The 20,260-nt window shown below is 72.5% G+C and carries 21 protein-coding genes; 6 read left to right on the top strand and 15 right to left on the bottom strand.

Translation table 11 applies throughout. From position 1 onward, the window contains the following. Window positions 1–37: 37 nt before the first annotated feature. Window positions 38–2,053 (bottom strand): FAD-dependent oxidoreductase, encoded by a 2,016-nt coding sequence (locus F9C41_RS08200; RefSeq protein ID WP_230689420.1) that lies wholly within the window; start codon window positions 2,051–2,053, stop codon window positions 38–40. 207 nt (window positions 2,054–2,260) lie between these two features. Beyond that, window positions 2,261–3,001 carry an SAM-dependent methyltransferase gene (locus tag F9C41_RS08205; protein ID WP_155386026.1) on the bottom strand — a complete coding sequence of 247 codons (741 nt, stop codon included), beginning with the start codon at window positions 2,999–3,001 and terminating at the stop codon, window positions 2,261–2,263. 210 nt (window positions 3,002–3,211) lie between these two features. Between F9C41_RS08205 and F9C41_RS08210 the strand changes: the two genes are divergently transcribed. Further along, complete coding sequence (locus F9C41_RS08210; protein WP_155386027.1) at window positions 3,212–4,009, top strand: methyltransferase domain-containing protein; 798 nt, start codon at window positions 3,212–3,214, stop codon at window positions 4,007–4,009. On the opposite strand, the gene F9C41_RS08215 is transcribed toward F9C41_RS08210, so the two are convergent. After that, a complete protein-coding gene (locus F9C41_RS08215; protein ID WP_155386260.1) occupies window positions 3,996–5,114 on the bottom strand; it encodes a substrate-binding domain-containing protein in 1,119 nt (372 codons plus the stop codon). The two genes, F9C41_RS08210 and F9C41_RS08215, sit on opposite strands and share 14 nt — an antisense overlap. Before the next feature lie 98 nt (window positions 5,115–5,212). Here F9C41_RS08215 and F9C41_RS08220 point away from each other — a divergent pair, with 98 nt between their 5' ends. After that, window positions 5,213–5,662: a MarR family winged helix-turn-helix transcriptional regulator gene (locus F9C41_RS08220; RefSeq protein WP_155386028.1), complete on the top strand. Its 450-nt coding sequence runs from the start codon at window positions 5,213–5,215 to the stop codon at window positions 5,660–5,662. A gap of 380 nt (window positions 5,663–6,042) precedes the next feature. Further along, window positions 6,043–6,507, top strand: a complete 465-nt coding sequence (locus F9C41_RS08225) for a hypothetical protein (RefSeq protein ID WP_155386029.1) — start codon at window positions 6,043–6,045, stop codon at window positions 6,505–6,507. Window positions 6,508–6,563: 56 nt separating this feature from the next. Here the strand turns inward: F9C41_RS08225 and F9C41_RS08230 are convergent, their stop codons facing one another. Next, window positions 6,564–7,829: a D-alanyl-D-alanine carboxypeptidase family protein gene (locus F9C41_RS08230; RefSeq protein WP_155386030.1), complete on the bottom strand. Its 1,266-nt coding sequence runs from the start codon at window positions 7,827–7,829 to the stop codon at window positions 6,564–6,566. 354 nt (window positions 7,830–8,183) lie between these two features. Between F9C41_RS08230 and F9C41_RS08235 the strand changes: the two genes are divergently transcribed. From F9C41_RS08235 to F9C41_RS41150, 3 genes are all read left to right on the top strand, one after another. Then, entirely contained in the window at window positions 8,184–9,521 is a 1,338-nt protein-coding gene (locus F9C41_RS08235; RefSeq protein ID WP_230689421.1) for a hypothetical protein, read from the top strand. Between the two features lie 103 nt (window positions 9,522–9,624). Next, complete coding sequence (locus F9C41_RS08240; RefSeq protein WP_155386032.1) at window positions 9,625–10,167, top strand: hypothetical protein; 543 nt, start codon at window positions 9,625–9,627, stop codon at window positions 10,165–10,167. A 100-nt stretch (window positions 10,168–10,267) separates the two neighbouring features. Next, window positions 10,268–10,813: a hypothetical protein gene (locus F9C41_RS41150; RefSeq protein WP_155386033.1), complete on the top strand. Its 546-nt coding sequence runs from the start codon at window positions 10,268–10,270 to the stop codon at window positions 10,811–10,813. 7 nt (window positions 10,814–10,820) lie between these two features. On the opposite strand, the gene F9C41_RS08250 is transcribed toward F9C41_RS41150, so the two are convergent. From F9C41_RS08250 to urtB, 11 genes are all read right to left on the bottom strand, one after another. Further along, window positions 10,821–11,975, bottom strand: a complete 1,155-nt coding sequence (locus tag F9C41_RS08250; protein ID WP_155386034.1) for an RNA polymerase sigma factor — start codon at window positions 11,973–11,975, stop codon at window positions 10,821–10,823. 67 nt (window positions 11,976–12,042) lie between these two features. Then, complete coding sequence (locus F9C41_RS08255) at window positions 12,043–12,759, bottom strand: urease accessory protein UreD (protein WP_155386035.1); 717 nt, start codon at window positions 12,757–12,759, stop codon at window positions 12,043–12,045. Beyond that, entirely contained in the window at window positions 12,759–13,577 is an 819-nt protein-coding gene (gene ureG, locus F9C41_RS08260) for an urease accessory protein UreG (RefSeq protein WP_155386036.1), read from the bottom strand. Before ureG ends, F9C41_RS08255 begins: the two co-directional genes overlap by 1 nt. Then, window positions 13,567–14,274, bottom strand: a complete 708-nt coding sequence (locus F9C41_RS08265) for an urease accessory protein UreF (protein ID WP_155386037.1) — start codon at window positions 14,272–14,274, stop codon at window positions 13,567–13,569. Before F9C41_RS08265 ends, ureG begins: the two co-directional genes overlap by 11 nt. After that, the gene (locus F9C41_RS08270) at window positions 14,274–15,980 is read right to left on the bottom strand and encodes an urease subunit alpha (protein WP_155386038.1); all 1,707 of its coding nucleotides are present in this window, start codon (window positions 15,978–15,980) and stop codon (window positions 14,274–14,276) included. The genes F9C41_RS08265 and F9C41_RS08270 overlap by 1 nt, the downstream gene beginning before the upstream one ends. Continuing rightward, entirely contained in the window at window positions 15,977–16,282 is a 306-nt protein-coding gene (locus F9C41_RS08275; protein ID WP_155386039.1) for an urease subunit beta, read from the bottom strand. Before F9C41_RS08275 ends, F9C41_RS08270 begins: the two co-directional genes overlap by 4 nt. Beyond that, window positions 16,279–16,581: an urease subunit gamma gene (locus tag F9C41_RS08280; protein ID WP_120320779.1), complete on the bottom strand. Its 303-nt coding sequence runs from the start codon at window positions 16,579–16,581 to the stop codon at window positions 16,279–16,281. Before F9C41_RS08280 ends, F9C41_RS08275 begins: the two co-directional genes overlap by 4 nt. Before the next feature lie 11 nt (window positions 16,582–16,592). Next, window positions 16,593–17,285: an urea ABC transporter ATP-binding subunit UrtE gene (gene urtE, locus F9C41_RS08285; RefSeq protein ID WP_155386261.1), complete on the bottom strand. Its 693-nt coding sequence runs from the start codon at window positions 17,283–17,285 to the stop codon at window positions 16,593–16,595. Then, on the bottom strand, window positions 17,285–18,073 hold the full coding sequence (gene urtD, locus F9C41_RS08290; RefSeq protein ID WP_155386040.1) for an urea ABC transporter ATP-binding protein UrtD: 789 nt from the start codon (window positions 18,071–18,073) through the stop codon (window positions 17,285–17,287). The genes urtE and urtD overlap by 1 nt, the downstream gene beginning before the upstream one ends. A 31-nt stretch (window positions 18,074–18,104) precedes the next feature. Continuing rightward, on the bottom strand, window positions 18,105–19,211 hold the full coding sequence (gene urtC, locus F9C41_RS08295) for an urea ABC transporter permease subunit UrtC (RefSeq protein ID WP_155386041.1): 1,107 nt from the start codon (window positions 19,209–19,211) through the stop codon (window positions 18,105–18,107). Between the two features lie 67 nt (window positions 19,212–19,278). Then, window positions 19,279–20,166 (bottom strand): urea ABC transporter permease subunit UrtB, encoded by an 888-nt coding sequence (gene urtB, locus F9C41_RS08300; RefSeq protein WP_155386042.1) that lies wholly within the window; start codon window positions 20,164–20,166, stop codon window positions 19,279–19,281. Window positions 20,167–20,260: the final 94 nt, after the last annotated feature.

The following is a 20,260-nucleotide window of genomic DNA, read 5'->3' on the forward strand; positions in this document are numbered from 1 at the left end:
GGACGGGGTTGCTCGGGACGGACCGGCGGGCGTCGCGTCAGGCCGGGACGAAGCGGGCCGCGTCGGCGACCACGTACCCGTCGGTGGCCTCGGTGCGGATCAGCACGCTCGCCCCGGCCGGCGAGGAGCCCGCGGGCAGCGTGAACGTGCCCAGCGACGCCCACTGGCCGCCGCCGGTGCGCTGGTCGACGGTCCGGGTGGTGACGGTGCCGCCCGCGCACACGTCGACCGGCACGTTGCTCGCCCGGTTGGCGTGCGAGGTCCAGCGCAGGAACACCTGGTAGGAGCCGGTCACCGGGATGGTCGGGGTGAACCGCAGCCGGTTGACGCCCTTGCCGGTGTTGTCGTCGTGCTCGTAGTCCGGCCCGTGATACCCGGCGATCGAGGTGGACTTGAGCCAGACGCCCGCCCGGGTGACCCCGGCCGAGGTCGAGCTGTCCAGGATGATCTCGCCGGGCGCGGTCGGCGGCCAGGTCAGCAGCTGGCCGTCGGCGCGCAGTCGGGCCTGCAGGGCGGCGATCGGCACCTGCTGCACGGCCGACCCGGCGGTGATCGCGAGGTGTGCGGCGGTCGCCGCCGACTGCGCGAGGATCATGAACACGGGTTCCATCCGGATCGAGCCGTACGCGATGTGGCTCGCCGACAGGCACACCGGCACGAGCAGGTTCGCGCACTGCGACTCGTACGGGGTGATCGCCCGGTAGCTGATCGGGAACGGCTGTGGCACGCCGATCTGCACGTCGCCCTCGTTCTTCAGCCCGCCCGCGACGACGACCCGCTGGCAGTTGTGCGAGTCCATGGTGTAGCTGGCCAGCCCGACCGAGTCGTTCGGCAGGCGGCCGCCGCGGCAGTCCGCCTCGGTCATCACATACGCCGAGACCATCCGCCGCGCCTCCCGGACGTACAGCTGGGTGGGCCAGCCGCCGTTGCCGGTGAACTCGTCCGCGGCCAGCCCCCACGACGCGGTCGCGCTGCGGATCGAGGCGGGCAGCCGCGGGTCGTTGGCGAGGAACCACATCAGTCCCTGCTGGTAGACGCGGTGCTCCTCGACCATGCTCGCGCGTGCGACGTAGGAGGCGGTCGGGTAGCCGTAGTTCTGGCCGATGAAGTCGGTCGAGAACGCCCCGTCGTTGTTGGAGTCGGTCTTGCCGCCGCCGACCTGGTGCGTGGTGAAGAACGGCCCGGTGTACCCGGCCTGCACGTAACGGGCCAGCGGCTCGTAGCGGATCGCGTCGTAGCCCACCGGCTTGGCGAACGGGATCCGGTTGCCCGCCTGGGTCAGGCACATCCGGAAGTTGTACGCCTGGATCCGCCCGTCCCCGCTGCCCGCCGGTGCGACCGGGGCCGCCGAGATGCCCGGCAGCAGCCCGCTGGCCGCGCTGCCCGGGGTCACGTACGGGTCGACGAACCGGTTGAACTGGTGCCCGCTGCGCAACTGCACTCCGTTGATCGTCTCGCCGTACACGCTGTTGGCCTCGCGCCCCGCCGTCCAGCCGACCCCGGCCCGCGCCAGCAGGTCACCCTCGTACGTCGCGTCGACGAACATCGGGCCCCGGAACACCTGCCCGCTGTCGCAGGCCAGCTCGCTGATCCGGTTGCCGGCCATGGTCACCCCGGTCAGCCGGGTGTTCAGGTAGACCGGCACGCCCGCCTCGGCCAGCAGCTCGTCGAAGATCACGGCGGCGACGTGCGGCTCGAACGTGAACCGGGCCGGTGAGGTCGGCGTGACGGCGGTGCCGTTGTACTTCGCGTACACCCGGCGGTAGAACTCGCCGGCCAGGCCACCGATGGCCGTCTTGACGCCGCTGTCGGTCATGCCGAGGCCACCGGTGGACAGGCCGCCGACGTGGGAGCCCGGCTCGACGATCAGCGCGCTGCGGCCCAGCCGCCGCGCGGTGACCGCAGCGGCGATGCCGGCCGAGGTCGCGCCGTAGATCACCAGGTCCGCGGTGACGACGGCGGCGGCCAGGGCGGGTAGCGAGACGGCCGGGACGGCGGCGACGACCAGGGTCGCGGTGCCCAGGCGCAGGACATGGCGGCGGGTGTACGGCATGGGACGCTCCTGATCGGCAGACGATCGGTCAGGGGAGCGCGCCGCCGCACCCGGCACCAAGGATCAAGCTCCCATCGACCGCTGTCAAGCGCTCCGCCGCGTCCGGCCCCGGCCGGGCGTCATGATCGCTCGACTTGCCAGGCAGGTGGGCTGATGCGCGCTCAAGATACGCACAGGTGCCCGGCAGGTCGAGCGATCATGGGCGGGTCACTTGGTCGCGACGCCGCCCCAGAACGCGTCGGGGACCTGCTCGGGGGTGCCGTCGGGGCGCCAGTCGGCGACCGGGACGATGCCGTCGGCGGTGACCTGCCAGCGGCCGAGCAGCTTGCCGAAGTCGGCGGGTTCGCGCATGTGGAAGCCGGGGCCCATCATCGCCAGCGCCGCGGGGTAGGCGGCCAGCTCCATGGCGTCGAAGTCGAACGCCAGCCGACTGCCCGCCGGGACCAGGTCGTACATCGCGTCCAGCGCGCGGGCCAGGGTCGTGTCGTCGAGGAACGCGGCCAGGCCCAGGAAGATCAGCCCGACCGGGCGGGTGGCGTGGTCGGGCAGCGCCCGGTCGAGCGCGGCGGCGTCGATGCTCCGCGGCGCGGCGGCGTCCCCCAGCACGTACGCCACGCCGGGACGGTCGCCCAGCAGTGCCTGGCCGGCCGCGACGATCTCCGGGTCCACGTCGGTGTAGAGGACCCGCGCGTCCGGCGCGGTCTCGTGCACGTTGCCCTGGGCGGGGATGCCCGCGCCGAAGACGAGGAACTGGTTCACGCCCTCGGCGGCCAGCTGCCGCGTCGCCCGGCCGGAGAACGCCCGCAGCGAGCGGAAGATCTCCGCGCACGGCCCGTACGCGCCCTCGAAGGCGTGCGCGGCGGCGACGTCGATCGGGTAGTGGCGGGTGCCGCCCAGCCAGTAGTCGATCATCCGGGCGGTGCTCGGGGCCTGCGGGTCCGTCGTCATCGAGTCTTCTCCTTAAGCGAGGCGCGATCTGCATTCTCGCACCGTCGTGACCGGACGGTGCCGGTGCGGCCGTGCCTGCGCGTTCGCCGCCGTGGCACGCGAGCGCCGCCGCCGCGCCCGAGCACGACCGAAAAACCGCACCTGACGTCGTATGGAGTAAACGCGTGTTCCGGGGTGCCCGGCGGCTTAACAACCGTTACGGTCGAACCCATGAGCAACGTGACCCGTGACGTGTTCGACGACAAGGTGTCCGCCTGGCGGCAGTGGCAGGACGCGCCCTGGGGCCGGTTGCGCTACACCCTCGCCGAGCACAACATCGCGCGCCACCTCGACGGACGCCGCCTGCGCATCCTCGACGTGGCCGGCGGCAACGGCGTGGAGGCGGTCCGCTACGCGGCCGCGGGGCACCAGATCACCCTCGTCGACTACTCGCCGCAGATGCTGGTCTCCGCGCGCTCGCTGGCCGAGTCCACCGGCGTGGCACAGCGGGTCACCGTGATCGAGTCCGACGTCGCGAAGCTCGGCGACGTCGTCGAGCAGGGCGGCTACGACCTGGTGCTGTGCCACAACCTGCTGCCGTACGTGGCCGACGTGGAGTCCACGCTGTCCACCGTCATGGCGCCGCTGGCCGAGGGCGGCCTGCTCAGCATCATCGCCGGCAACGCCCACTCCGAGCCGCTGCGCGCGGCCATCCGCGACATGGACCTGACCGCGGCGTACGAGACCCTCGACGCCGCCGAACGGTTCACCCACACGTTCAACACCCCGGTCTACCCGCGTACCGCCGAGGAGGTGTGCACCGCGCTGCGCCGCCTGGGCGCGGGTGTGCTCGGCCATTACGGCATCCGCTCGGTGTGCGACTACATCCCCGACGACGAGCGCAAGTACGACGCGTCGTTCTTCGCCGAGCTGGAGCGCCTGGAGATAGCGCTGTCTGACCGCATGCCGTTCCCGCTGACCGCACGGCTGTTCCACCTGATCGCGAGCGCGCCCGTCACAGCTGGGTGAGCACGTTGAAATCGAGCCGGTCGGCCTCGGCGAGGTAGATGCGCTGGCGGGCGTGCCGCCGGCGCATCGCGATCGCCCCGCGCGGCCCCTCGTAGGTGACCGCGTCGGCACCCGACCCGATGGCCCGCACGTCCAGCGAACCCGCCCGGTTGATCAGCGCGGCGAGCAGCAGCACGCCCTCGTAGCAGGACTCGCCGAGGCTGCCCGGCTGCGGCGCCTCGATGCCGAAGCGGCGCGCGTACTGGCCGTGGAAGTCGAGGTTCTCCGGGGTCACCAGCGTCGCGAAGAAGCCGGCGGTGCTGAACAGGCCACGGGTGGCGTGCGCGCCGCTGGCCATCAGCATGTTCTCGTCCATCAGCGTGCTCAGCCGCAGGCAGCGCTGGTCCAGCCCGGATGCGGCGAAGGCCCGGTTGAAGCGCACCGCGTCGTTGCCGACCAGCAGCATCAGCACCGCGTCCGCGGCGCTGCGCTCGACGCGCCTGAGCACGTCGGCGAAGCCGTGCACGCCCAGCGGCAAAAACGCCTGCCCGCACACCTGCGTGCCCGACTCCACCGCGTACCGGTGCGCGGCCGCCGCGGTCCGGCGCGGCCACACGTAGTCGTTGCCGACGATGAACCAGCGTTTCACCCGGTGCTCCCCGGCCAGCAGCCGCATCGCGGGCAGCAGCTGCTCGTCGGGCGTCTCACTGGTCAGGAACACGCCTTCGGTGCGCTCGCCGCCCTCGTACAGGGCGGTGTAGACGTACGGGACGCGGTGCGCGATCCGGGGCGCGAGCGCCTGGCGCACCGAGGAGATGTGCCAGCCGGTGACCCCGTGCACCGCGCCGAGCGACACCAGGGCCTCGACCTCGGCGGCGACCCGTTCGGGGGCGGCCCCGCCGTCGACCGGCACCAGGCTCAGCTCGCGGCCGAGCACGCCGCCGTTGCGGTTGACCTCCTCCACGGCGAGCTGCGCGCACAGCTCGCAGGTCGGGCCGAAGATCCCGGCCGGGCCCTGCATCGGGAACACCAGTGCCACGTGGACGGACTCGCCGAGGGTGCCCGTGGGCCGGCCGGGCAGTCCGGGGACGACCAGGCCGGGTAACCGCTGCGGCGGTACGGGCATGGGCACATGTTCTCCCGCATCGGTCATGATCTCCAGACGGTTCCCGAACATGTGGCCCTTCTGTAGCATGAGTCACGTCCACCGGCCGAGGAGGGACCTTGCCCGCCCCAGCGCCCCACGGTCCGACGCCCGATCTGCTGCAGCTGATCACCCACGCGGAACGCCTGCTGCAGCGGCGGCTGTCGGCGATCCTGCGCGCCGAGCAGTGCCCGCCCGAGGCATGGCGCGTGTTGGCGCTGCTCGCGGCCGAGGGCGGACGCCCGATGACGGAGGTCGCCGACGGCGCGTTCCTGCCGCCCGGCACCCTGACCAAGGTCGTCGACCAGCTCGTCGAGCACAGCCTGGTGTACCGCCGGGTCGATCCGCTCGACCGCCGCCGCATCCGCGCCTACCTCAGCCCACGCGGCCGCCAGCTGCACGACCGCATCGCCGCCCAGGTGCGGGGGAGCATAGCTGAGCTGGCCATGCCCGAGGGCGAGCGCGATCAGCTCGCCGCGCTGCTGGGCGCGCTGAGCGATGCGCTGTCCCGCCACCCCGCGGCCGCCTGACCCCACCGGGGTCATTGCCAAGGGGATAGACCTGCCTTAATATGAAGTCGCAGTGGGCGGGAGCGCTTCCACGGCTCGGGCAGACGCAGAGCCGTTCCGCGACGGCATCGGGCGAAGGGCCACCGCGTCCGGGGTCCACATCGGCACGGTGTGTTGATGGCGGGACGCGCCGCCGGTATGCCCCGGGCCCGTGTTGCGCGCGGCGTCACCCCACTTCGCCGACCGATGCTCGACGCCTTGACAGGCTCACCTGACCCGTCCCGGTGCCCGGGGGTACAGCCCGCGCACCGGGACGCCTTTGTGACCGGTACGCGAACGTGTCCGGTCGTGATCAACAGTCCAATTAGGTCATCGCGGTCGTCGGCTGGTATTAGTTCCCGGTGACATTCATTCCGCAGCGCAACAATCTTTTGGGACTCCTTTTCGTGGCGACGGCCGTGGTGGCCGCCGCCGGCGGCTGTGCGCCGGCCGCCGATACGCCCGAAGCTGCCGCCCCGACCTCGGCCCCGGCGGTCTCCGCCCCGGCGGACTCGCCCGCCCCCGCCGCCTCGGCTGACGACGGCTGCCCGCCGGACGTCAACCTCATGTACGAGTGGCTCAAGGCCACCCCCGCCGTCTTCAATGAGATCGACAAGAGCGTCACCGGCATCGGCGAGCCCAAGTGCGCCGACGGCTGGTCGACCGCGATGACCGTGGTCAAGAACGCGGACCCGCTGGTCGTGCTGTTCAAGTACGAGCCGAACACCGGCAAGTGGATTCCGGTCGGGCTCGGCTCCGACGGCGTATGCGACGGCGCGGTCAAGGTGCCCGAGGCGGTGCAGGCCAAACTCCACCCCGGCTGCTGACGCAGAAGGCTCGTCCGCCCCGCGCCGACGGAGCAGGCGAGCCTTCGCTGATCCGGTCAGCGCCGGGCGTGGTTGCCGCGGCGGCGGCGGGCGGCCGCGGAGAGCACGAGACCGGCCGCCGCCACCACCGCGCCGAAGGCGAGCAGGGACGGTGTGCCCGTGCCGCCCGCGTCCGCGAGCGCGTTCGTGCCCGTGCCCGGGGTGTCGGCCGCCTGGGCGGCCGCCGACGGGTTCGCCGCCGTCGCGCCCGCGTCGACCAGACGGCCGACCGAGGCGTCCGCGGGCTGGGCGAAGCCCCAGTCGAGCAGCGCCGCACCCTGCTCCCAGCCGCGCAGCGGCACGTACTCGGCGCCGAGCAGGGTGACGACCAGCCGCCGCCCGTCGCGTTCGGCCGCGCCGACGTAGGTGTGCCGGGCCAGGTCGGTGTAGCCGGTCTTGCCGCCGAGCGCACCCGGGTAGTTGTCGATCAGCAGGTTCTGGTTCTGGATCTGGAAGCCCTTGTGGTGCTTGCCCTGGTCCGGGATCTGCGTGTACCGGGTGAGGGCGTACTTCTGGAACAGCGGCTCGGCCAGGCACGCGCGCATGATCAAGGCCAGGTCGTAGGCGCTGGTGAACTGGCCGGGCGCATCGAGGCCCGACGGGGTGACGGCGTGCGTCTGGAACGCGCCCAGCTTTGCCGCCACCTCGTTCATCTCGTGTACGCCGGCCTCGGTGGTGCCGCCGCCCAGGCGGGCCAGCACGTTGGCGGCGTCGTTGCCCGACGCCAGCAGCAGCCCCAGCCACAGCGTCTCGACCGTGTACCGGCCGCCTTCGATCAGGCCCGCCGACGAGCTGCCCGGCTCGATGTCGACGTCCTCGCGGGTGATGGTGACGACGCGTTTCGGGTCGAGCCGCGAGATCATGGTCGCCGCGAGCAGCAGTTTCTGCACACTGGCCGGGGTGGCGTACTCGTGCGCGCCGCACGCGCCGAGCACCGCGCCGGTGTCGAGGTCGGCGACCACCCACGAGGTGGCGGTCACCTCGGGCGGCGCGCCGGCGGACGCGGGCACGGCCAGGCCCGCGGTGGCCAGCTCGTCGCCGCCGACGGCACGCAGGACGGGATCGGCCGAGGGCGGCGAGGGGCGCGTCGGCGCGGACACCCGCGGCCCGGCGGGCTTGGGGCAGGGCGCGACGCGCCAGGTGACGGTATGCGCGGGCACAGTCGCGGTCCGCGCGGCGTGAGCCGCCGCGGCCTCGGGCGACGCGGCGATGAAGGGGATCGCCAGCGCCGCGGTGGCGGCCGCGAGGATGAGACGCTGCCCTGAATGCGCAAACCTGTTCATGTACGGCAGACTAGTAAAAACCGCCCGTAAGCGGAGATGTCTTCGCGAAATTGTCACCGCGATCGACCGCGAGAACCGTGATCGTCCGCCGCGGGCGTGCAGGTTCACCGGGTGGTTGTGGCGCCTGCCGTGGCGAAGGCCGTTGCATGTCTGTCGGGCCGCCGTTCGGGTCGCTGCCATCGGTTGTCCGGTGTGGACACCGTGCGGGCCACCGGTAGAGTCGCCCCGGACCCGTGCCCGGTTCGGTCGGCGGCGGACTGTCACGCGAGGAAACTCATGAGCATCGGCGACACTGCCTCATCCAGCACTGGGCGGCAGCGGAGCCGCGCGTCGAAGCGTCGGTTGGTGCTCGTCGTGGCGGGATTGTTCGCGGCCGCGGTGCTGGCCACGGCCGCGTTCACCGTCGCGTCGGGCGGTCCGGGCACCTGGTTCGGGTCCGACCCGCCGTCCCCGCCGCAGGCACAGGGCTCGGCCGCCCCGGGCCCGTCGGCGTCGGCGACCCCGAGCCCCGCCGCGTCCGCGTCGGCGCCGACGGTCGGGCCCTGCGCCCGTCCCGCGGGGCCCCAGCCGGTCGTGAAGGTGACCGAGGTCAAGATGAGCACCGCCGTCACCGGTTACGGGCGCGAGGGCGACACCGAGCCGCTGCCGATGGCCCTCGCGGAGCGGCCCGCGGGCGGCTCCTGGCTGGCGTGGCTCGGCACGAACGGGCGGGTGTACCTCGGCCGGCTCGACTGCGACGACAAGCTCGTCGGCACGCCCACCAGCTTCGTCGGCATCGACCTGCAGGACGTGCACGCCGACCGCACCGGCGGGGTCGTGCTGCTGACCCGCAAGGGCGACTGCGGCGGCGGGAAGCTGTGCGGCGGCTCGTCGAGTCCGTGCAACACCATGCACATGATCCGGTTCGACGACTCGGGCCGCCAGGTCTGGGAGCGGCAGGTCACCAACCTCGGCGGCAGCCGCACCGGCTACGACGACGGCGCGCGGTTCGTCTGGTGGTACCAGCACCACGGCCGGCTCGCCACCGACGGCAAGAACTACGCGGCATACTTCGGCGTCGCCATCACCGTGCGCAACGGCTCCTGCGTCGACATCCACGAGGGCGACCGGATGCAGGTGGTCGACGCGAACGGCAAGCTGGTGTCCGGGCACCGCGACAGTTTCGAGGTCGGGTGCAGTCACAGCTGGACGACCCGCATCGTGTGGGATCCGCGGACCAGCCACTACGCGATGGTCTGCGCGACCGACAACGCATGCCGCATCGCGCAGCCGGACCCGTACCGGACCGTGGCCGCGGGCGCCTGCGACGGCAGCCTGTTCGGCGGTGACCTCGTGCTAGCCCCGACCAGTGGCTATTGGACCGCGTGGAGCCAGAGCGGCGGCGTGCGGCTGGAGCGCTTCACCACCGGCAAGTCCAACCTCACCGTCAAGACCGCGGCCAAGTCGAGCCATCCGCACCTGGTGAGCTACGGGACCGGCCGGATGCTGCTCGCCTGGGCGTCGGGTTCCTCGCTCGCCGCGCAGGTGTACGACGCCGCCACCGGCAAGGCCGTGGGCGCGAAGTTCACCGTCAACGTGCGGGACCACGACTACCAGGCATTCAAGGCATACTCGGACGGCAGCGCCGCCTACCCCGCCGCGGGTGGCAGCAGCAGGTCGATCCGGATCGCGCGGGTCCTCCCGCTGAGCTGAGCCTCGCTTCCCGCCGACGGAGTGCATGACAGTGGCTTGATGCATATCAGGGCCAGGGTCGGCGCGCGGTGGAGGCGGTGCACCAGACGGGAGCAGGCAGGTCATGACGGCGTGGGAGGTGCCGGCCGATGCCGGACGAGCACAGTGGACCTATACGCCGGGCGTCGGCGTGGGGCCGCTGCGCTTCGGCATGAGCCACGACGAGGCGGCAGCGGTGATGGATGGCTTCGTCGGCGAACTCGCCCTCGCGCGGCGGGCCATCGAGCAGACGTGGCAGGCCGAGTTCCGGCTTGCCGACCGCCTCCGCCAAGACGTGGCGGTGACCGCCTGGTATGCCGGGTCCGAGGGCCTGTTCTGCGTGATCCTCGACGCGCAGTGCGGGCCGCAGGTCAACCTGGACGGGATACGGCTGGTCGGCCGGGTGCCGTCGGAATGGGAGGCGGACTTCCTCGCCTACGCGCTTTCGCGTGGCATCACGCCGCAGTATGCGCCCAGCGGCGAACCGGGAGCTGACGAATTCGGCCTCATCATGCGCACCCAGCGGGTCGGCGATGCGGTCCTGACCAGGCCGGCGCTCGGCGTCGTCCGGGAGCGTGCGAACACGTTGTGGGACAGCCTGCCTTACGACCGGCTCAGTGACGGTTGAGCCGCGCAGCTGCTGTCGACGCCTCGGGGCGGCCCGCGAGACTCGACGAAGCCTAGGCTCATCGCGTTGACGAGCGATCGCCGGACAGGAGCGGTAGGTCATGTCGTTGTGGGAGGTGCTGGCCGACGTCGAGCGCGAGCAGTGGACGTTCATGCCGTCGGTCGGCGTGGGGCCGCTGCGGTTCGGCATGAGCCACGACGAGGCGGCCGTGGTGATGGACTGGTTCGCGGTGGTCGTCGACGGCACGTTCCGTGAGCGCGACGACACACGTAAAGCCGAGTTTCGCTCGGTGCGCGACCGCCCTTCGGTCCAGCCCGCGGTGACGGCGTACTACAGCCGGGTCGAGGGGCTGTACTGCGTGGTGGTCGACGCTCGGTGCGGGCCGCAGGTCACCCTCGACGGGCTGCGGCTCGTCGGCCGCGTGCCGTCCGAGTGGGAGGCGGACTTCCTCGCCTACGCCCTGCCGCGCGGCATCGCGCCGCGGTATGCGCCGGAGGGCGACCTGGCGCCCGAGGAGCTCGGGCTGCTCATCCGAGTGCAGCGGGCCGGTGACGTCGTGCTGACCCGGCCCGTGTTCGGGATCGTCCGCGAACGCGCGCACACGCTGTGGGACAGCCTCCCGTACGACGAGTTCCAGGTCCACTGACGGCCGCTCAACCAGCCGCCGGACCTGCCGTGGCGGGCGGTGGACTGGAGGCGGGCGGGTCGAACACGGCGAGCCTGGGATCGGTGGCCAGCGTCGTCACCTGCTCGCCGAGCGGCGTGTACTGGGCGCTGGCCGGCAGCGCCGCGCGGACGTCCGGCGTGTTGGTGATCGTCACCAGGACCAGGCTGTGACCGGTGTAGGCCGCCACCGACCACCAGTCCGCGTCCGTGCCCAGGCGGTGTCCGGCCGCCCGCGCCTCCGGCGTCTCGTGCACGCCGTACTGTTCGAGGACCCAGCCCTCCTCGGTGACGCTGGACAGTCGGCAGATGGCGAGCCGGACGCAGTGCTGCTGATCGGGCAAGGCGATGGTGGGAGCCACGGAGATGGTCACCGTGCCCTGCCCGCTGGCCGTGGTCATCCGCACCGCCACCGTCAGCGCGGCCGGGCCGATCTCCGGGTCGAGCAGCGCGGCCAGCGGCCGGGCGTCCCCGCGGTCGTCGAGCCCGAGGTCGACCCGCTCCAGGCCGCCCGGGTTCACCTTGGTCCGGAAGTACGCGGCGACCTCACAGCTCAGCCGTTCCCGGCGGGCCTGCTCGGGCATCACCGTCGCGCCGCGCAGCGGCAGGTCGCCGGTCAGCGCCGTCAGCCGGCCCATCCCGCCGTCGACGACCACGCCCACCGGCGTTTCCGACGATGTCGGGGAGCCGGACGGCGGCGACGGGAGCCCGGCCATGCAGTCCTCGGCCTCGGGCAGCGGCGCGCCGCCCGGCACCGGGCGCAGCAGGACCAGCAGAACCCCGGCCGCGACCAGCCCGAGCACGGTCACTGCCGCCGTGACGGCGCGCAGCACCCGCTGCCGGGCCCGGCCGACCGCGATCAGCTCGTCGGAGGTGAACGGGACCGGCGGCGCGAGCACGTCGGGGCCGGCGTCGGCGCGCTCCGGGGCGGTCGTGTGGCGCAGTAGGTATAGCAGGGCCTGCTCGGCGTAGACCTCGGGTGGTTCCTGGGTGGGGGAGTCCCCGCGCCGGTAGACGCTCAGCAGGACCTGGCGGGTGAGCCGGTCGGCGGTGTCCCAGTCGCCGCAGCGGGCGTACGCGAGCCGCCGCAGCCGTCCGGTGTAGACGCTGACGAACTCGGCGTAGTCGGCCTCCCATGTGCGCACGTCGCCAGTGAACACCGTAGATGGTGATCGCGTCATCCCCCGGACGGAGAGCGCTCTCCGCGATGGGTCAGGCGTCGAGGTATCCGCGCAGCACGTGCGCGTCCGGCGCGGTGGCGCTGACGAGCGTCGCCGGGCCGGTCAACGGCATCCGTACCGCCGTGGCGCCCAGCACGACCGGCGGCGTGGGCGCGGCGTCGGGGTCGACGAGCAGCAGCGATCCGGTGGCCCGCGCGCCGCCGAGCACGGCCGGGCCGTCCCAGCCGGGCGTGCCCGGCCCGATCGTCAGCGACTGGCGCAGCAGGGGACCGCCGTCGTAGTCGACCGCCGTGCTGACCACCGCGTCGCCCGGCCGCTCGTCGTGGCGGCCGCAGATCAGCTCCTCGCGCCACCACAGCCGAGCCCCACCGGCCAGCTCCACCGTGGACGTCGCCTGGTGGCGGCAGCCGGCCGCGGCGACGAGCTGCTCCGGCAGCCAGCGCAGCTCGCCGCCCGCGGCGACGGTCGCGGTGACCGTCATCCGGGACGGCGCGCCGTCGCGGCCGGGCAGTGCGATCGAGGCGGCGACGGAGCGTACGCACAGCGCCGCGCCCTCGCCGACCTCGATCTCGATGCGCAGGTCGTCGCCGCCGAGCGGCCCGGCGGCGCTGCCGATCAGGTGCACCGTCGCCATGGGCGAGCCGTCCGGCGTGTGCCGCAGCTGCAGGGGCGGCTCACCGCGCAGGCGCGCCAGCCGGGTGCCGCCCCGGCCGTCGGCCTCGGCGACGATCCTGGCCAGCGCCCGCATCAGCGCACCCCGGCCGGCGCGGGCCCGCGATCCTGCGCGTCGGCGTGGCTGTGGCCCTCGGCCCCGGCGTGCGTTCGGCTGTGCGCATGACTGTCGCCCTGGGCTCCGGCGTGTCCGAGGCCGCGGCTGTGCGCGACGACGTGACGCACCCAGGCGGCGACCTGGCTCGCGTGCGGGTCCTGGGCGATGGACTGGAAGATCGTGGGCAGCGTGCCGCGGCGGGCGCGGGCGTCGCGGTCCATCACGGCCAGGTCCGCGCCGACCAGCGGGGCGAGGTCGGTCTTGTTGATGACGAGCAGGTCGGCCGTGGTGACGCCGGGGCCGCCCTTGCGCGGCACCTTGTCGCCGCCGGCCACGTCGACCACGAAGATCTGCTGGTCGACCAGGCCCTTGCTGAACGTGGCGGTGAGGTTGTCGCCGCCGCTCTCGACGAGCACCAGGTCCAGCGGGCCGAGCGCGTCCTCCAGCTCCTCGACCGCGTCGAGGTTGGCGGAGATGTCGTCGCGGATCGCGGTGTGCGGGCAGCAGCCGGTCTCCACCGCGCGGATGCGCGCCGAGTCGAGCACCCCGGCCCGTTTGAGGAAGTCGGCGTCCTCGGTGGTGTAGATGTCGTTGGTCACCACCGCCAGCCGCAGCTGTCCGGCCAGCGCGCGGCACAGGGCGGCGACCAGCGCGGTCTTGCCGGAGCCGACCGGCCCGCCGATGCCGATGCGCACCGCCCGGTCCAGTTGCGGCAGCGGCGGGTGCGGGTCGACGCCCGGCTCGGGGTGGGTGTGGGGCACCGTTTCGTCGTGGTCGTAGGCGTGGTCAGCTCGCAAAGAGACGCACCTCCCAGGTGGCGTGCAGTTCGGCGGAGATGTCGGCCAGCGGCGCAGCGTGGGCCGGCAGCTCCTGGGGTGACTTGTGGGCGACCGCCGCGGCGGCGGCCGCGATCTCGTCGCAGGCGCCGGCCATCCGGGCCAGCAGATTCTGCACCTGGTACGGGTCCAGCCCGAGCAGCCGCACCGCCGCACTGGCCGGCCCGGTGAGCACCCCGTACGCCGCGATCTGCGCGGCCTCCTCCGTGGACAGTCCCGCCGCGGCCGCCGTCACCCCCAGCGCCAGCGGCTGGTGCGGCCCGTCCGGGTGCTTCGGCAGCTGCCCGTACAGCTCGCTCGGCCACGTGTTGCGCCCCGCCCGTAGCAGCGCCCGGCCCTGCCGCCGTGACGCGAGCCGCAGCGCAGGTGACACCGTCCGCGCCTCCAACTCCCGGTCAAGCGAAAGGAAGGGCACCGTCACATCGGATTCCGTAGCGGAAGGTGCGCTTCCCGTCCGCGCAGCGGACAGGTGGGTGGCGGCGGTGAACGCGGCGGTGACGGGCGCGGCGTAGGAGAGGCGGCCGTGCAGGAACTGCTCCAGGCCGGCCAGGTCGGTGACCCGGCCGGCCGCGACGGCCGCCTCCAGGCCGCTGGAGTGGGCGTGGCCTCCGGACGGGAAGCGCCCGTCGGCCAGCAGCAGGTATGCGGTGCGGTGCATCAGAACAGGAAGTACCGCTGGGCCATGGGCAGGACCGTCGGCGGGTCCGGCTCGACGGCTTCGCCGTCGATGCGGACGGTGAACGTGTCCGCATCGACCTCGATGTGCGGCATCGCGCTGTTGTGCGGCAGGTCGGCCTTGCCGCGTGAGCGCACGTTCGCGACGGGCACCAGCGCCCGCTTGACGTCGAGTTCCAGGCCCGCCTCCAGCGCCGCCGGGGCGACGAAGGCCAGGGAGGTCTTGGCGGGCACGACGCCGTACGCGCCGAACATGGGGCGGGGCAGGATGGGCTGGGGGGTGGGGATGGACGCGTTGGCGTCGCCCATCTGCGCGTACGCGATCATGCCGCCCTTCATCACCAGGTGCGGCCGCACCCCGAAGAACGCCGGATCCCACAGCACCAGGTCGGCGAGCTTGCCGGGCTCGACCGAGCCGATCTGCTCCTCCAGCCCGTTGGCCATGGCCGCGCAGATGGTGTACTTCGCGACGTACCGCTTGGCCCGGTTGTTGTCGGCCGACGAGTCGCCGGGCAGTGCGCCGACCCGGTCCTTCATCACGTGCGCGGTCTGCCAGGTGCGCAGCACGACCTCGCCGATGCGGCCCATCGCCTGCGAGTCCGACCCGATGATCGAGATCGCGCCGAGGTCGTGCAGCAGGTCCTCGGCGGCCATCGTGGACGGCCGGATCCGGCTCTCCGCGAATGCCAGGTCCTCCGGCACGGCGGCGTTCAGGTGGTGGCACACCATCAGCATGTCCAGGTGCTCGGCCAGGGTGTTGCGGGTGTACGGCCGGGTCGGGTTGGTCGACGACGGCAGGATGTTGGGCAGGCTCGCGACCGTGATGATGTCGGGCGCGTGCCCGCCCCCGGCGCCCTCGGTGTGGTACGAGTGGATCGCCCGGCCGTTGATCGCGGCCAGGGTGTCCTGCACGAACCCGGCCTCGTTCAGGGTGTCGGTGTGGATGGACACCTGCACCCCCGAGGCGTCCGCGACCCGCAGGCAGGCGTCGATCGCTGCCGGAGTGGTGCCCCAGTCCTCGTGTAGCTTGAAGCCGCCCGCGCCCGCCCGCAGCTGCTCCCACATGGCCTCCTCGGAGACCGTGTTGCCCTTGCCCAGCAGCAGCACGTTGACCGGGAACGTGTCGAGCGCCTCGAACATCCGCGCCAGGTGCCAGGCGTTGGCGGTGACGGTGGTGGCCTTCGTGCCCTCGGCCGGCCCGGTGCCCCCGCCGACCAGCGTGGTGACACCGCCCGCGAGGGCCTCGTGCACCAGCTGCGGGCAGATGAAGTGCACGTGCGTGTCGACGGCCCCGGCGGTCACGATCTTCCCGTTGCCCGCGACGACCTCGGTGGCCGGGCCGATGACCAGGTCGGGGTGTACGCCCGGCATGGTGTCCGGATTGCCTGCGCGTCCGATGGCGACGATGCGCCCGTCGCGGATGCCGATGTCGGCCTTGACGATGCCCCAGTGGTCCAGGATCACCGCGCCGGTGATGACCGTGTCCAGCGCACCCTGGGCGCGGGTGGCCCGCGACTGGCCCATCGACTCGCGGATCACCTTGCCGCCGCCGAAGACGGCCTCGTCGCCGCCCGCGCAGCGGTCCTCCTCCACCTCGATGAGCAGGTTCGTGTCGGCGAGCCGGATGCGGTCGCCGGTGGTGGGGCCGTACAGCGCGGCGTACCGCTCGCGGCTGACCAGGATCGTCATAGTTCTCCTCCGCACTCGCCGCGCAGGCCCGGCACGATGCGCGCCCCGCCCAGCGGGACCAGCTCGACCTCACGGGTGACGCCGGGTTCGAAGCGCACGGCGGTGCCCGCGGGCACCGCCAGCCGTTGGCCCCACGCCGCGGTGCGGTCGAAGGACAGGCCGGGGTTGGCCTCGGCGAAGTGGTAGTGCGAGCCCACCTGCACCGGGCGGTCCGCGGTGTTGACCACGATCAGCGTGGTGATCGGCCGATCGATGTTGATCTCGACGGGACCCTCTCCGAAGAGGATCTCACCGGGGATCATCGGATCGGGTGGTGCACGGTCACCAGCTTGGTGCCGTCCGGGAACGTGGCCTCCACCTGCACCTCCTTCAGCATCTCGGGGACGCCGTCCAGCACGTCCGCGCGGGTGAGCACCTGGGCGCCCGCGTCCATCAGGTCGACCACGGTGCGCCCGTCCCGGGCGCCCTCCAGCAGGAAACGGGTGATGATCGCGACCGACTCGGGGTGGTTGAGCAGCAGACCGCGGGCACGGCGGCGCTCGGCGACGTCGGCCGCCACATGGATGAGCAGTCGTTCCTGCTCATGCTGGGTGAGGAACATGAACCGTCCTTCTACACGGTGAGGGCAGCGCGTACGGCGGGTTCGGCGCCGGTGCCGCCCGCGCCGGATGACGTCACTCTGCCCGATTCGAGCACGTGGTAGCGATGCGCCGCGCGCAGCGCGAACCCCAGATGCTGCTCGACCAGCAGCACTGACAGCCCGTCCACCCCGGCCAGGGACAGCACCGCCTGCTCGATCTCGGCGACGACGTTGGGCTGGATGCCTTCCGTCGGCTCGTCGAGCAGCAGCAGCTTGGGCCGGGTGATCAGGGCACGGGCGATGGCGAGCTGCTGGCGCTGCCCGCCGGACAGCAGCCCGGCCCGGCGGCGCATCAGGCCGTTCAGCGCGGGGAACAGGTCCAGCGCGGAAGCCAGGGCCTGCCGGCCGCCGCGTCTGCCGTCGGCGACCAGTTGCAGGTTCTCCGCCGTGGTCAGGTGCGGGAAGCACTGCTGGCCCTGCGGCACGTACGCCATGCCGCGCGCGACCCGCACGTGCGGGGCCAGCTTCGTGACGTCCTCGCCGCCGAACAGCACCATGCCCTGCTTGGGCCGGAGCAGGCCGATGGCGGCCCGCAGCAGGGTGCTCTTGCCCGCGCCGTTGTGCCCCAGCACCGCCGTCACCTTGCCGTCGTCGACGGTCACGTCGACGCCGTGCAGCACGGTGCTGCGGCCGTACCCGGCGTGCACCCCTTCGATCCGCAGCATCACGCCTCCGCTCCCTGGGCCACCGGCTCGTCGTGGGCGGTGTCGTGCGTGGAGGCGTGCCCGAGGTAGACCTCCTGCACCTTCGGGTCGGCCTGCACCTGCGCGACGGTGCCCTCGCTGAGCACCTTGCCCGCGTGCAGCACGGTGACGGTGTCGGCGAAGCGGCGCAGGAAATCCATGTCGTGCTCGATGACGACCACGGTGCGGTCACCGGCCACTCTGCCCAGCAGCTCCCCGGTGGCCTCCCGCTCCTCGTGGCTCATCCCGGCGACGGGCTCGTCGAGCAGCAGCAGCCGGGCGTTCTGCACCAGCAGCATGCCGATCTCCAGCCACTGCTTCTGCCCGTGCGCGAGCGTGCCCGCGAGCACGCCCCGCCGGTCGGTCAGCCCGATCGTCTCCAGTGCGTACGCCACATCGTCGGGCACCGCCCCGCGGCGGCGCAGCATCGTCCACGGGCTGCGGCCCGCGCCCGCCGCGATGTCGAGGTTCTGCAGCACCGTCAGCTCCTCGAACAGCGCCGCGGTCTGGAACGTGCGGCCCACGCCCAGTCGGGCGATGCGGTGCACATCCCGGCCGAGCAGCTCCTGCTCGCCGAACCGCGCCGAACCGGTCGCCTTGACCAAGCCCGTCACCGCGTCGACCAGCGTCGTCTTGCCCGCCCCGTTGGGTCCGATGAGGAACCGGATGTCGCCCGGCTCCACGTCCAGGTCGACGCCGTCGACGGCGACGAAGCCGTCGAACACCACCCGCAGCCCGCGAATCCGCAGGCCCGCTGCCGTCTCGCTCATGCCGTGCTCCTTCCTGGCGCGCCGATGCCGTTCACGCTGCCGCCTCCTTGACCAGAACCGGTGCGTCCGCCTGCGGGACGAGCGGCGCCGCAGTCTCCCGGCGGCGCTTGACCATGCCCCACAGCGAGGCCAGGCCGCCGGGCAGGAACGCGACCACCAGCACGAACATCGCGCCCTGCAGGTAGGTCCAGGTGCCCGGGAAACGCTCCGACAGCGCCGTCTTCGCCCAGGCCACGGCGACAGCGCCGAGCACCGGGCCGAGCAGCGCCGCCCGGCCGCCCACGGCCACCCCGATCACGAACTCGATCGAGGGCACGATGCCGATCAGCGCCGGGGAGATGATGCCGACCGCGGGCACGAACAGCGCCCCTGCCAGGCCCGCCATACCGGCGGCGACGACGTATGCGACGAGCTTGACGTTGGCGGGGTTGTAGCCGAGGAAGCGGACCCGGTTCTCGGAGTCGCGCACCGCGACCAGCAGCTCGCCGTAGCGCGAGTGCATGAGCTGCCGGGTGAGCGCGAGCAGGGCCAGCAGCACCCCGGCGATGATGAAGTAGACCATGCGCTGGTTGACCGGGTCGTCGAGGTCGTAGCCGAAGAAGCCCTCGATGTCGGTGAGCCCGTTGGTGCCGCCGGTGGTGCCCTGCTGGCCGATCAGCAGGATGACCATGGCGGCGGCCAGGGCCTGGCTGAGGATCGCGAAGTACGCGCCGCGCACCCGCCGCCGGAACACCAGCGAGCCGAGCCCGAAGGCCACCAGCATCGGCAGCAGCACCGTGGCGGCCAGCGCGAACACCGGGTTCGCGAACGGGGCCCACCACGCGGGGAGCTCGTCGAGCTGCCCGTACAGCTCCATGAAGTCGGGCATGTTGCCCTCGCCCGCGTCGGCGAGCTTGAGGTGCATGGCCATCGCGTAGCCGCCCAGGCCGAAGAACACGCCCTGGCCGAGGGTGAGCAGGCCGCCGCGGCCCCAGGCCAGGCCGATGCCGACCGCGACGATCGCGAAGCACAGGTATTTGGCCAGCAGGCTGAGCCGGAAGTCGGTCAGCAGCGCCGGTGCGGCCGCGAACAGCACCACCGCACCGAGCCCGAAGCCCAGCCAGGCTCGCGCGCGCGGGTTCAGCTTCAGCCCGTTCATGCCTTCTCCTCGCTGCGCTCGTCGGCGGCATGACAATGAAGCCACATGATTCGCTCGCTGCGCTCGCTCATGCCAGGCTCCGGGTGCGCAGGGTGAACAGGCCCTGGGGCCGCCACTGCAGGAACGCCACGATGGCGATGAACACGATCACCTTGGCGACGCTGAGCGTGGTCAGGTATTCGACCATCGCCTGCAGCATGCCGAGCACGAAGGCCACGATCACGCTCCCCTTGAGCTGCCCGATGCCGCCGACCACGACGACGAGGAAGGCGTCGATGATGATGTTGGTGCCCATGGTCGGGCCGATCGGGCCGAGCAGGGTCAGCGCGACCCCGGCGACCCCGGCCAGGCTGGAGCCGATGAAGAAGGTGAGCCGGTCGACGCGCGCGGTGGGGATGCCGGAGACCGCGGCCAGGTCGCGGTTCTGCACCACGGCCCGGATGCGGCGGCCCAGCGGGGTGAACTTGAGCGCGGCGGTCAGTGCGGCGACGGCGAGCACGACCAGGCCGAGGATGAACAGGCGGCTGTTGGCGATGCTCAGGTCCGTGCCGAGTGAGGTGCTCTCGGTGAGGATGTCCGGGGCCTTGGTCTGCACGTTCGGCGCGCCGAAGATGTCGCGGGCGAGCTGTTGCAGCATCAGCGAGACGCCCCAGGTGACCAGCAGGGTGTCCAGCGGCCGGGTGTAGAGGCGGCGGATCAGCGCCCATTCCAGCAGCACGCCCATCGCGCCCGCGACGGCGAAGGCGATGGGCAGGGCGACGAGCAGCGACAGGCCCGCGTCGGTGATGGTCTGCTGCAGCACGTACGTGGTGTAGGCGCCGGCCATGATGAACTCGCCGTGCGCCATGTTGATGACGTTCATCTGGCCGAAGGTCAGGGCCAGTCCGAGCGCGATGAGCAGCAGCACCGCGCCGATGCTGACGCCGGTGAACAGCTGCCCGAGGATCACTGTCATGCGTTGCCGCCTAGAGCTGGGACGGGGCGGTGGGGGGGGGCCCCGGGCGGGGCGCACCCCCCGGGGGGGGGAGGGGCGGCCGGGGGCCCCCGGG

This window comes from Catellatospora paridis (assembly GCF_009720365.1).
GTDB classification, from domain to species: domain Bacteria; phylum Actinomycetota; class Actinomycetes; order Mycobacteriales; family Micromonosporaceae; genus Catellatospora; species Catellatospora paridis.

Excerpts from the sequence above, each read along its gene's own strand:
- F9C41_RS08205 (WP_155386026.1), bottom strand. The coding sequence starts at position 3,001 with ATGACGACGGACCCGCAGGCCCCGAGCACCGCCCGGATGATCGACTAC.
- F9C41_RS08200 (WP_230689420.1), bottom strand. The coding sequence starts at position 2,053 with ATGCCGTACACCCGCCGCCATGTCCTGCGCCTGGGCACCGCGACCCTG.
- urtD (WP_155386040.1), bottom strand. The coding sequence starts at position 18,073 with ATGAGCGAGACGGCAGCGGGCCTGCGGATTCGCGGGCTGCGGGTGGTG.
- F9C41_RS08210 (WP_155386027.1), top strand. The coding sequence starts at position 3,212 with ATGAGCAACGTGACCCGTGACGTGTTCGACGACAAGGTGTCCGCCTGG.
- F9C41_RS08215 (WP_155386260.1), bottom strand. The coding sequence starts at position 5,114 with ATGCCCGTACCGCCGCAGCGGTTACCCGGCCTGGTCGTCCCCGGACTG.
- F9C41_RS08265 (WP_155386037.1), bottom strand. The coding sequence starts at position 14,274 with ATGCACCGCACCGCATACCTGCTGCTGGCCGACGGGCGCTTCCCGTCC.
- urtC (WP_155386041.1), bottom strand. The coding sequence starts at position 19,211 with ATGAACGGGCTGAAGCTGAACCCGCGCGCGCGAGCCTGGCTGGGCTTC.
- F9C41_RS08255 (WP_155386035.1), bottom strand. The coding sequence starts at position 12,759 with ATGCGGGCGCTGGCCAGGATCGTCGCCGAGGCCGACGGCCGGGGCGGC.
- F9C41_RS08230 (WP_155386030.1), bottom strand. The coding sequence starts at position 7,829 with ATGAACAGGTTTGCGCATTCAGGGCAGCGTCTCATCCTCGCGGCCGCC.
- F9C41_RS08275 (WP_155386039.1), bottom strand. The coding sequence starts at position 16,282 with ATGATCCCCGGTGAGATCCTCTTCGGAGAGGGTCCCGTCGAGATCAAC.
- F9C41_RS08270 (WP_155386038.1), bottom strand. The coding sequence starts at position 15,980 with ATGACGATCCTGGTCAGCCGCGAGCGGTACGCCGCGCTGTACGGCCCC.
- F9C41_RS08280 (WP_120320779.1), bottom strand. The coding sequence starts at position 16,581 with ATGTTCCTCACCCAGCATGAGCAGGAACGACTGCTCATCCATGTGGCG.
- urtB (WP_155386042.1), bottom strand. The coding sequence starts at position 20,166 with ATGACAGTGATCCTCGGGCAGCTGTTCACCGGCGTCAGCATCGGCGCG.
- urtE (WP_155386261.1), bottom strand. The coding sequence starts at position 17,285 with ATGCTGCGGATCGAAGGGGTGCACGCCGGGTACGGCCGCAGCACCGTG.
- F9C41_RS08240 (WP_155386032.1), top strand. The coding sequence starts at position 9,625 with ATGACGGCGTGGGAGGTGCCGGCCGATGCCGGACGAGCACAGTGGACC.
- F9C41_RS41150 (WP_155386033.1), top strand. The coding sequence starts at position 10,268 with ATGTCGTTGTGGGAGGTGCTGGCCGACGTCGAGCGCGAGCAGTGGACG.